This is a genomic window from Rheinheimera sp., from assembly GCF_030824435.1.
Classification (GTDB): Bacteria; Pseudomonadota; Gammaproteobacteria; order Enterobacterales; family Alteromonadaceae; genus Pararheinheimera.
Window position 1 is genome coordinate 1 of the sequence record NZ_JAVBXS010000065.1, and the last position, 11893, is coordinate 11893.

Here is an 11893-nt window from a genome sequence, read left to right on the forward strand (position 1 = left end):
GCCACCACCGCTAATTTAAAGGCAAGGGAATAATCTTTTTGCGTACGCTTGGCTATTGCATTCATGACACTCTCCACGGTTCAGGATAAAAAGTGTCAACATTATTCAGGACGGGTCACCGACAATAACAGAAGGGCACCATAGTGCCCTTTTCCTTTTATTACCATCAGCTTATAAGGTTAATTCTACTGACAGTTTTAAAAGCACAGCAAAGCAATATATCAGCTCACCACTTTGGCATAACTGTCTCTATCTATATCCACCACTTCGACGGTGATAGAACAAGGAGCCAGCTTTAATTCAGCAAGAGCTTCCTGCACTAAAGCAGACAAATGTTGTTTTTGCTCTGTGGTCCGGCCCGATAATATATTCAGCACCACATGGATAAAATCAGACTGGCTTTGCCCAACCAGATAATGCTGATAAGCCGTGGCTCTTACTTTGATATCACTGCCGTCCGGCTCAAATAACTGCGAATTTTTCACGCTGGAAAACACCTGCGGCAACAGCAGCTTAGCGTCCAACGATGCTGAATGTTCAATAATACAATGGGGCATAAAGCACTTCACAACATAAGTTTAAGTACTGGCGCATGATGATTTGGGGCTAAACCAAACCAGCTTTAATTCAGCGCCAGAGTGGAGAAACTAAAACTTAAGCTTCAGCTTCAGCTTCAGCTTTAACAACATCTTTTTCTTTGGGCAAAATGCACCACAAAATGACATAAATCAGCACCGCCAGACCAAAAAACAAACTGCTGATGACAAAAGCCGCCTGCACTCCACCTTTATTCAGCCCATAATATTTGGCTAAACCGGCACAAACCCCGCCCGCGATAAAAGTAGCACCACGTGTTAATTTTTTTTCTGTAGTAGCAATCATCAGTACTCCTTGTACAACTTATTAAAAATGCTTTAAAGCCCAGCAGCGCCAATGCTGCTTTTCCTGTTATTTCATTGAGATAACACGGGCCTGCCAGAGATTTATATCAAGCCCACGGAATAAAAACCACAAAGTAATGGCAAGTTCACCCACCAGACAAGGCATTAAAATCCATGGGAAAAATAAACCGGCAATCTGAGGTACTAGCAACAGCAAAAAGCTGTTGATGATGTAACAAACACCGGCCGCTGTTAATAAATACCCCAAAAAGGCAGGCAAAAATTCAGACTTAACAATCAGATAACCCCGAATGATGCAGGTCACACCAAAAAAGATCAGGCCAATAGCAAAACCGTGGCTGTGCATTTTGACCCAAAAGGCGGTAAAAGCCGACAGTATGTCAGGCGGTAATTGCAGCTGACCGGCCGGAGCAACCAGCAGCAAAGGCGCCACTAACGCCAGTTTATTCACCGCCAGCACCGAAGTTTGCACAATATTAAATAAAGTGGCGGTAATGGCCAGGCCATGATGCACCGGCTTTAACAGCAAATAAAACAACACTATTAAAGGGATATCCAGCAGCTGCATCAGCAAATCACCACCAATACCGGCGCGCCATAAACCGGGCGAGTTGGCAATATTGGCGGCAGTGGCTGCGGCATCACCCGCTACCACTAAAGTGCCACGCACCACAGTTTCACCAAATAAACCCAGCAGAATATTGGCAAGATAAGCCACACCTGCCAAACGCAGATAAAAATTGGGGTTTTGGATAAAAGTCATCACACATCCTGTTGTTTTTTTATGGGTTTAAATGCCTCAAACTGCAATTAAGCGTTGTACCAAAGCAGCGCCTGCTGCTGATGCCACAATACAAAATCCTGTTTATAAGCCATATAAAGTTCGCTGTTATGCTGACATTGTCTGGCCGCCTGTTGTTTGAGCTGTGCGTATTCAGTCGCAATAACCGGATGTGCCAGCAAATAAGCTTTAAAAGCTCTGTGGTGCAATAAATGTGCATCACCGCTTTGAAAAGCATGTACGTGGTGGCTGCGGCTACTCTGCCCTTTTTGATAATAACGCCGGCCGGCAATACCATGTTCACCTTTGGCCTGATAACCCAGCGCCTGCAAAGCATTAAGCTGCCCATCCAATGCGGCAACAGACACCACCTCAAGCAGAATATCAATCACAGGTTTGGCAGCCAAACCAGGCACGGCAGTGCTGCCAATATGTTCAGCCAACAGCAGATTAGCGCCAAGTGCTTGTTGCAACAACTGTTTTTCTGTTGCAAAAAGTTTCACCCAGTTGGCATCATAAGGCACAACTTCAATAATACGTTGGCTCATCCTGACCTCCTTCAATGCATATCCAACAGGATTGTAAACAAGGCGTTTGTGCACAAGTCCTTTGCAAAGACTTAACCGCCCCCGCAGAAATCGTGTTGTAGTGTGAACAACTCGGGTTGTCGAATCTCTGTATCTCTGGTTTTAGCATGTCCTTAAGGTTAAAGCAGTGGCAAATTCAGCTGTTCAGAAAGCCATAAAACAAAAAGCAAAAACTACAAAGACAGGGATAACAGAATGCATAAACGTAACGCACTTTCGCTGGCGATAGCGATGGCCTGCGCTTTTTCTGCTGCGGCGCAGCAGGCTGAAGTGAATACCAACACCGCCAACAAAGCTCCCGCCGTAGCCAGTGACACCGAACTGGAAGTAATTTCAGTCACGGCCACTAAACGCAAAACCAAACTGATGGAAACCCCGGTGGCTATTTCAGCCTTGTCTGAAGAACAACTGCAACAGAATGGCGTGAATAATGTAGTGGATATCGCCAATTTAGTGCCGGGCCTGGACATTGCCGTGTCATCAGAGCAAGCGGCTCCGGTGATCACCATGCGCGGTATTCGTTCCACCAATATCACTGAACTGGGTGACCCTGCGGTAGGTGTGCATCTGGACGGTATTTATTCACCGCGGATGCAAGGCGCGCTGGCGCTGATGTACGACGTGGAGCGGGTTGAAGCTTTGCGCGGCCCACAAGGCACTTTGTTTGGCCGTAACTCCACGGTCGGCAGCATTAACGTGCTGACTGCCAAACCCGATTTAAGCAGCAGCTTTGGTAACCTGAATACTGAAGTGGGTAAATTTAATGCCAAAAGTGTCGGCGGCATGTTTAACCTGGCGCTGTCCGATGAGTTTGCCGTGCGTTTTTCCGGCAAAGGCTTAAAACGTGATTCTTATGTTGAAGGTTATTGGGATCCAAACCAATACGACACCCGCCGTCTGCCAGCCGGTGTGCTGGATGCGCCGGTCATTGCCGAAGGCTCTTATCAGGGCATTGGCCAAACCTTAACCCAACGCGAAAACTGGTGGATAGACGCAGCAGGCACGAACCCACAAGCGCAAAAAATCCGCGCTTTAGCAGCAGCGGATAAAAACGATTTTTACAATAACGCCAACGAACACTCGTTTCGTGTTGCCACCTTATGGGAACCCGCAGCAGGCCGTTTTTCCAATCACACTGTGTTTCAGTATTACAAAAACGACAGTGCAGGCTCCACAGATATGGTGAACTGCGACAAATTACGCGGCAGGCCCACAGCCCTGGGTGGCGACTGTAGCAACTTTTTACCCAGCGACAACACTTATCAGGCTGTGGTCAACGTGCCGGGTAAGCTCGAGCTCGACATCAGCTACCTGCGCAACACTTTAAATTATGAACTGACCGATGAGCTGAGCCTGGTGTGGTTGGCGGGTTTTGAGGATATGCAGCGCCAATCGGCGCAGGATATTGAAACCGGGCTGGATGTCTGGGACGGCGCTATGTTTTTCCTCGATGGCACAGGCGCCCGCTCTTATTCAACCGAGCTGCAATTGCAGTCGGACGAACTGGGTGATTTAGTCTGGATAGCAGGTGTGAACCTGTTCCATGAAAAAACCACCACTGTGGGTTATTACGACAACCCTATGGATGATAAAGCCTTTTGGGATCAACCCGACCGCTCTACCGACGCGCTTGCTGCTTTTGGTCAGGCCACTTACAACTTAAGTTCTGAACTTCATCTGACTTTGGGTTACCGTTTTAGCGACGAAACCAAAGAAGATAAAGGCGGCCGCACCCTGCGCTGCTCTAATGCCGATGGTTGTGCACCTGGCTGGTATAACCGCACCACCTTATCCAATCTGCCGACCAATGCTTTTGAAAACCCGGCTATTTATAAATCCTCTTTTGCCAATGACAACAAAGGCAGCTGGCAAAACCACGATTTCCGCTTAGGGCTGGATTATGATCTGAGCGCCAATACCATGCTGTATGGCTATGTGGCCTCAGGCTTTAAAGCCGGTGGTATTGGTGACGTATTTGAAGTAGTCAATGACAGAACAGGCCAGACACAACGCATTGAAACCCAGTTTGATCCTGAGCAGGTTGTCACTTATGAGCTGGGTACAAAAACCAGCTTGTTAGATAACTCGCTGAATTTACAGGCGGTGTTTTTCTATACCAACTACACCGACATGCAGTACGCCTCGGTAGGTTCTGTTGGCACTGTAGAACGTCTGGCGCCGGTGGAAAACCCGGATGGCAGCCCGGTGCTGGATCAAAATGGTCAGCCAGTGCTGGATTACCGCAATATGCCGGTGGTGGCCTACTACACCCAGAACGTGCCGGATTCAACCATTAAAGGGCTGGAGCTGGAATTTGACTGGAAACCTTATGCCAGTGGCCGCATTAACGGTTATGTCACCTACACCGATGCCCGTATCAGCGACGACTGGATCACCAAGTGGGATTACGATCCTGAGTATCTGTTTGGCCTGTCCTATGAAGAGTCTATTGACCCTGAAAACGGCAAGCTAACCACTAACCTGAAAGGCAACCAACTGGCGATGGTGCCAAAATTCAGCGCCAACTTAAGTTACACCCATAGCTTTGATTTGGGCAGCTACGGTTTTATCCACGGCTGGTTTAACTTAAGCTGGAAAGATAAGTCGTACAACACTATCTGGAACGTCGACAAACATTTGGATGATATGGACTTTACCGTGTCTGACGAAGCTGTGCGTTACATGGACGATCGCAGAGAAGCCCATACCATGGCCAATGCTTCACTGAAATATGAACCTGTGGGCCAACTCTGGTTTGCTGAACTTTTTGTCAGCAACGCCACCAACGAAACAGTGCAGCAATGGAGTAACACCGGCAAAGGCTTCCCGAAAGGCAGTTTTAATATGCCAAGGTATTACGGCCTGCGCGCAGGCTTTAACTTCTAAGCACACCCATAGGTGCAGAAACCGCTCCGCTTTTATGAGCGGTTTCTTTTTATCCGGCGCTAAACACTTGTTGGTGAAAGCGCTGCGACCTTGCGAAGGACAATGTTGATGATCAGCAGCAACAAAAAAACGCTTATTCAAACTATGCACAAAAAGCAAAAACTGGCCTTGTGGGGCTTGCTCAGCTTAGCACTAAACGCTGCAGCTTATGCCACAGCGGCTGATACCCAAACCAGCCAAAAGACAGGCAGTGCACCGGCCGCAGCACCGCCGCCCGTTCAGTCGGTGCGGCCGGCGTCGGAGCAGTCAAAGGTCCAGTGGCCTTATGTGAATACAGCTTTAAAACGCGAGCCACAGATAGAAAAAATGCTGGACCAAATTTTGGCCCGTATGACTTTAGAGCAAAAAGTAGCGCAGATGATCCAACCGGAAATTGGTTATTTGTCGTTGGCGCAAATGCGTAAATATGGTTTTGGCTCTTACCTCAATGGCGGCAATACCGCGCCTTATGGCAAAAAACGGGCCTCAGTGGAGGTCTGGTTAAAATACGCCGACGAAATGTACCAGGCTTCAGTGGATGCCAGCCAGGATGGCAGCCGTATTCCGGCAATCTGGGGCACAGACGCTATGCATGGTCATAGCAATGTGTATGGCGCTACTTTGTTTCCACACAATATAGGTTTGGGCGCGGCCAATGATAAAAAGCTGATTCACCGCATTGGTGTGGCCACCGCCAAAGAAGTAGCAGCAACAGGTATTGAATGGAGTTTTGCGCCAACTGTTGCAGTGGTGCGGGATGATCGCTGGGGCCGCACTTATGAAAGTTATTCTGAAGACCCTGCCATAGTCAAAGCCTACGCTGGCCAGATGGTGTCGGGTTTACAAGGCACTTTGGGCAAAGATTTTCTGCAGGGTTTTGGCCGTATTGCCACCGCCAAACACTTTGTGGGTGATGGTGGCACCGAAAAAGGCATAGACCGAGGTGATACCCTGGTTGACGAACAAACTTTGCGCGATATTCACGCCGCAGGTTATCTGACAGCTATTGAGGCTGGGGTGCAGTCGGTAATGGCGTCTTTTAACAGCTGGAACGGCGTGCGTTTGCACGGCCACAAGTATTTGCTCACCGATGTATTAAAAACCCAGATGGGTTTTGATGGTTTTGTGGTGAGTGACTGGAACGCCCATAAATTTGTGGAAGGTTGTGATTTAGAGCAGTGCGCCGCTGCTATTAATGCCGGTGTGGATGTTTTGATGGTGCCTGAGCACTTTGAAGCTTTTTACCACAACACCATTGCCCAGGTGCAACAAGGCATTATTCCGCAAGCGCGGATTGATGATGCAGTGCGACGCTTTTTACGGGCGAAAATCCGCTGGGGTTTATTAAGCCGTGCTCAACCGTCCAGCCGGCCTGAATCCGGCAAAAACGCTGAATTTAACAGCCAGCAACATAAAAACTTAGCACGCGAAGCTGTGCGTAAATCTTTGGTGCTGCTAAAAAACAACCAGCAGATCTTGCCAATATTGCCAACCAGCCGGGTGCTGGTGGCTGGCGATGGCGCAGATAATATTGCCAAACAAGCCGGCGGCTGGAGTCTGTCCTGGCAAGGCACAGATAACAGCAATGCCGATTTTCCGAATGCAACCTCTATCTATCAGGGCATACGCCAGCAGGTTGAGGCCGCGGGCGGCAAAGTGGAGCTGGCCGTGGATGGCAACTACCGCCAAAAACCAGATGTGGCTGTGGTGGTCATCGGCGAAGCGCCCTACGCCGAATGGTTTGGCGATATTCAGCAGCTGGAATATCAACATGGCGACAAAAGCGATTTAGCTTTAATTAAACAGCTAAAACAACAGGGCATTCCGGTCGTCACGGTGTTTTTAACAGGCCGGCCACTCTGGACCAATAAAGAAATTAACGCATCTGATGCTTTTGTAGTGGCCTGGTTACCCGGCTCTGAAGGCCAGGGTGTGGCCGATGTGTTGCTGGCCGATAGACAGGGCAAAGCCCAACATGATTTTCAGGGCAAACTGAGTTTTTCCTGGCCAGCTGATGATCAGCAGTTTGTGCTGAATAAAGGCGATGCCAACTACAAGCCGCTGTTTGCGTATGGTTATGGTTTAACTTATGCCGATAAAAAGGAGCTGGGCCAATTCTCTGAGCAGGTGTCCGCCAGCACAGCACGGAGTTCTGCCGATGGCATACAACCGCTATTTATACGCAATTTAACACCAGGTATGGCCTGGGTGTTGGCGGATAGCAGCGACGAGAACCGCAGCGCTATAAACAACAGCACGGCTTTTATCACCACCCCTTATGGCCTCAGTAGCGACGGCAAAAGTTTAACAATGCAGTCGGTGAACTTGTCCTATCAGGAAGATGGCCGCCAGCTGCGCTGGAATAGCAAAACGCCCGCCTCAGCCAGCCTGAGTTATATCAAGCCGGTGGCGGCAGCTGAATTGAATAAGGCCAACACTTTGCGTTTTAGCATCAGGCTTGATCAGCAAGTGCCAACCGACCTTCAGCTTTTTGTGCTTTGTGATCAACAAGGGCAATGCAAACGCCAGCTGTCGCTGTCAGAACCTCTGGCGCTTTTAAAGCCGGGTCTGTGGCATACTGTGGAACTTGCGCTGGATTGTGCTGCATCGCCTGCTGTAACCGAAGTTTCAACTGCACTGCGCTTGAGCGCCAGCGGACAACATAGTTTAGCTGTGGCTGAGATGGTGCTTGCTGCACAACATATAACAGCAGCTGGCAATGCGGCAAACACGGCAGCCAGCACAGCGGCAAAAAACGCTGTGCTGATAGGCTGTGCGAATTAGCCCGAGCCCAGGTTCATAGTTTATCCGGGCACAAACCAAAACAAAGAGTGGGTGCAAATACCACTCTTTGTTGTTCAAGTGGAATACAGTGGTGTTGCAATCTTTAAGTCGTAATCAATTATTCTGGCTTTGTCAGACCGGTGGCTGGGCTGTGTATGCAGTGCTCACAGCGCTGATGATTAAAATTCCCAGCCTGGAACCCTGGCCTGTGGCTTTGCCTCATTTGCTGCTCGATACCAGCTTTGGTTTTTTGTTAAGCCTGCTGCTGCGCCATTGGTATGGCCTTATAAGTGTGCAGGAAACCCGGTTAAAAATTATCTGGCACCTGCTGGTGATCTTTCTCAGTTGCCTGGTGTGGACCCAGTGGAAATGGCTGACCTTACAATGGCTGTATGGCCAGGTGTGGCAGGCCATGACCTGGTTTGACTTTGGCACCTGGCATTCCGCTTCATTAACCATTTTATTAACCTGGACCGCCTTGTATTACGCCTTTAAAGCCACTTTTGAAACCATGGAGCAACGGCAAAAAGCGGCAGAGGCGATACATCTGGCCAAAGAAGCCCAGCTAAAAATGCTGCGTTATCAGCTGAACCCGCATTTTATGTTTAACAGCATCAACGCCATTTGTACCCTCATTTTAAAACAAGACAATCTGCATGCGGTGTCTATGCTGGAAAAGCTCTGTGATTTATTGCGTTACAGCCTGTACACAGACCCTTTGGCCAAAGTGACAGTGGCGGAAGAAATCCAAATTTTACAAACCTACTTTGCTATAGAGCAGTGCCGGTTTCGCGACAAACTGAATTTGTCTATTGTAGCGGATGACAACGTAAAAAACCTGCTGGTGCCTTCCCTGCTGCTGCAACCGCTGGCCGAAAATGCGTTAAAACATGGTATGCAGAGTTCTCAGCAAAGTTACGCTATTTCCGTTAGTTTTAGCGAGTTTCAGGGCCAGTTACAGATAAGGATGCTGGACAATGGTTGTGGTTTTAGCCAGGCACCCAAGGCAGGCTTTAGCGGCATTGGCCTGCACAATTGTGAAGAGCGCTTAGCGCTGATTTACCCTGGCCAAAGTTCATTTAGTTTTGGCAACAGGGCCGAAGCCAATGTTTGTGAACAAGGCGCCTGGATTGAGATTTGTGTACCCAAAGAACTGGCAGGCGGGCCAAACCGTGCATAAGCAAAGCATCATCAACACCTTGCTGGTGGACGACGAACCAGCCGCCATCGAAGGCTTAAGACTCAGACTGCAGGCTTTTCCACAGATCCACATTATTGGTGAAGCCCATAGTGTGGCTGAAGCTTTGACGCTGATAAACAACCAGCAACTGGAGCTGATTTTTCTTGATATTGATATGCCAGGCCAAAGTGGCTTTGAGCTTATTCGCCATCTGCAACCCGAACTTTGCCCGGCCATTATTTTTGTCACGGCTTTTCATCAATATGCGGTAAAAGCTTTTGAAGTACGGGCGCTGGATTATTTATTAAAACCGGTAAAACTCGAACGCCTGGTGGAGGCTATCACCAGAGTCAGCGAATTTGCCGTTAGTCGCGCCGGCAAAGCACAAATGCTGCAGGCGATAGCTGATATCACGGAGCAAAACCGCGCAGAGTCTGGTTCAATGCCAGGCTCAGAACCAAGCTCGGTAGCGGGCGCAGTAACAAGCCCTGCCCTGCCTGCAACAAAGGCTACAGCTGATAGCGCACAGGCCATTGAACCGCAATATTGCATAGAGCGGCAAAAACTGGTGATCCAGGATGGCCGCAGCCCCATTCAGCTTATCCCTTATCAGGATATTATCTGGATAGACGCCGCCGGTGACTATATGTGTGTGCATACCCAATCGGAAACTTATGTAATGCGCGCCAGGCTAAAAAGCCTGATTAACGAGCGTTTGCCTGATGTGTTTGTGCAAATTCATAAATCAACAGTGGTCAACCTGACCTATATCGAACAACTGCTACCGCTGGGTAATACCGAATATAAAGCGATATTGCATAATAAAAAAATGCTGAAGGTGAGCCGCACTTATGCCAGAGCTTTAAAGCTTAGGTTGTTGGGTTAAGCCAACCAATCAGGCTTCAAATCAGCACTTTCGTATGTTTGCTATCAATAAGCCCTGCCCCGCAGCCGCAGATTGCGCCTTGTTTTTTTATTGTTGGTTTTATTGATAACTGCGATTTGGGGTTGGTTTTCAGCTTGCAGCTGGGGGCGCTGTGTAAGCCGGGAATCGCCCCGGCAGGCGAGTCACTTTTTGTATCGACAAAAAGTGACATAAAAAACGACCCCGGGATCGTTCGAAAGCCCGTTGTTTTGACTCGCTTTTGAGGCGCCGCCAAAACTCAGCGAGCGCTACCGTCGCTCGCTTCAAACAGTTGGCGTCTTAAAACCTCAAAACCGGCCAAAACCACGGCTCACTTTACGGGGAGGAAAAGCGCTGGCTTAGTGATATTGTGTTCTTGTTTGTTCCTAAAGGGGAAGCTAGCCTCCGAGGTAACAGTGGCAGTTACATACTGAAGGTGCAAAAGCTCAATTTCACATGTTACTAACGGGTATTTGTATGTGTTCTGGCTCAATGTCATCAGGTATCGGTATTTCGTACTGCTGAAGTTCATCTACATAACGAAAACTCTTTTCTGTCTCGGAAACGATAGACCATGGTAAATGGTAAGCTTCAACTACCTTGCCGTCATCAACTAACAAAAGACGTATATCAAAAGAGCAATCCTGATTTTGATATAGTCCAAAAACACTATTCCGAAGCAGCGGAATGTCGACTAGCACAGCATTTCTAGCATCGCTATAAACTCGAACTCCCACGTGAGTTGGATGTTTTTGCCCCATAGTGCCAAGACCATGTAACATCTGGAGTTCATCTAAGTCATGTTTAAATGCACGTTTTTTTAAATCATCAAGATGCCAAGTTCGATCAACATACCTAATTACACTTATAATGGTTTTAGCAAACCTCCGAAGTTGATCTCGACTAATATTTAGCGGTTGGCCGACAGTACCTTGTTTAGAGCTTGAAATGCTCAGCGTCCCATCTGTGGAGGTAAAATACCTGTCATGAATAATTGTTCCTCTTAGAGGTTCAAGTGTTCTGTAGAAACCTACAAGCCGTTCCTTTAACCACGCATTTGATTCAATCGGTTCTGGGAATACTATAGAAACATCTAGGCTATTTAATTTATCCTTGAATCTATAGCTAACTTTTTTTCCGTTATTTGAAAGCACCCACTCAATAAACATGTCAAGTAGTTTGAAAATTGAGACAAATATAAGAGGTGCACCCACTTGAAGAAATTTTGGCCGCCAATCACCAATAATACAATTCACACTTGCATAAACTCGGTGGTGAGGGATTGGATTATTTAGTGCAAAAATAACTCCATCTGGGTAAGTTGGGAAAAGATCTTGTGAGGCAATAGAATAAGCGGCCTCCAGCAGCCAATCCTCATATTGAATCCGTTCTTTTAAATCAGACAAAGCAGATGAGTCAAAAGATGGTTTAAGTGGCACCATTTAAATTATCCTTTCGATAATCAATTGTAAATTCACTCTTTTTCTTTTTAGGAAAAAATTGTTATAGCTATAGAATTGAATATTATCTACTTATCACTTCGAGCATTAAAAAATTTAATAGAAAAGCAACCGTGACACTTACACTTATAATAATCTGAAGACAGCTGCTCTAATGTTGGATTTTCGTTCAGCGCTCCCGGAGGTTCAATGTTACCTAATCCCTCAGAGCCGCAACACTTTCAAAGTGATTGAACGTAAAGTTTCCTATTCATTCACCGCGCTCAGTTAACTTTGCCCACTCACAGTTAGAGTGATAATCCAACAAATACATCACTTTTTCTATGCTATCAATATAGTTCTTAACTTTAGCCGATGTAGTTTTATAACC

10 protein-coding genes are annotated in these 11893 nt (G+C 47.5%); 4 read left to right on the plus strand and 6 right to left on the minus strand.

Annotated elements, in window-relative coordinates; genetic code table 11:
• Positions 1–221: 221 nt before the first annotated feature.
• The 4 genes from RCH83_RS12785 to RCH83_RS12800 all read right to left on the minus strand — a co-directional run bounded on the left by RCH83_RS12785 (position 222) and on the right by RCH83_RS12800 (position 2231).
• Complete coding sequence (locus RCH83_RS12785) at positions 222–557, minus strand: 5-carboxymethyl-2-hydroxymuconate Delta-isomerase (RefSeq protein ID WP_306522676.1); 336 nt, start codon at positions 555–557, stop codon at positions 222–224.
• A gap of 97 nt (positions 558–654) precedes the next feature.
• Entirely contained in the window at positions 655–882 is a 228-nt protein-coding gene (locus RCH83_RS12790) for a PspC domain-containing protein (RefSeq protein ID WP_306522678.1), read from the minus strand.
• A gap of 66 nt (positions 883–948) precedes the next feature.
• Entirely contained in the window at positions 949–1665 is a 717-nt protein-coding gene (locus RCH83_RS12795; RefSeq protein ID WP_306522681.1) for a DUF4386 domain-containing protein, read from the minus strand.
• Positions 1666–1712: 47 nt separating this feature from the next.
• A complete protein-coding gene (locus RCH83_RS12800) occupies positions 1713–2231 on the minus strand; it encodes a GrpB family protein (RefSeq protein ID WP_306522683.1) in 519 nt (172 codons plus the stop codon).
• A 234-nt stretch (positions 2232–2465) separates the two neighbouring features.
• On the opposite strand from RCH83_RS12800, the gene RCH83_RS12805 reads away from it, so the two are divergent.
• The 4 genes from RCH83_RS12805 (at position 2466) to RCH83_RS12820 (ending at position 10045) form a co-directional block, all read left to right on the plus strand.
• Positions 2466–5156, plus strand: a complete 2691-nt coding sequence (locus RCH83_RS12805; RefSeq protein WP_306522685.1) for a TonB-dependent receptor — start codon at positions 2466–2468, stop codon at positions 5154–5156.
• Between the two features lie 108 nt (positions 5157–5264).
• Positions 5265–7979, plus strand: a complete 2715-nt coding sequence (locus RCH83_RS12810) for a glycoside hydrolase family 3 protein (protein WP_306522687.1) — start codon at positions 5265–5267, stop codon at positions 7977–7979.
• 91 nt (positions 7980–8070) lie between these two features.
• Positions 8071–9159, plus strand: coding sequence for a sensor histidine kinase (locus RCH83_RS12815; RefSeq protein WP_306522690.1), 1089 nt, complete (start codon positions 8071–8073; stop codon positions 9157–9159).
• Positions 9152–10045: a LytTR family DNA-binding domain-containing protein gene (locus RCH83_RS12820; RefSeq protein ID WP_306522693.1), complete on the plus strand. Its 894-nt coding sequence runs from the start codon at positions 9152–9154 to the stop codon at positions 10043–10045. The genes RCH83_RS12815 and RCH83_RS12820 overlap by 8 nt, the downstream gene beginning before the upstream one ends.
• 16 nt (positions 10046–10061) lie before the next feature.
• On the opposite strand, the gene RCH83_RS12825 is transcribed toward RCH83_RS12820, so the two are convergent.
• Positions 10062–10256: a hypothetical protein gene (locus RCH83_RS12825; RefSeq protein WP_306522695.1), complete on the minus strand. Its 195-nt coding sequence runs from the start codon at positions 10254–10256 to the stop codon at positions 10062–10064.
• Between the two features lie 259 nt (positions 10257–10515).
• On the minus strand, positions 10516–11505 hold the full coding sequence (locus RCH83_RS12830) for a hypothetical protein (RefSeq protein WP_306522697.1): 990 nt from the start codon (positions 11503–11505) through the stop codon (positions 10516–10518).
• Positions 11506–11893 lie beyond the last annotated feature (388 nt).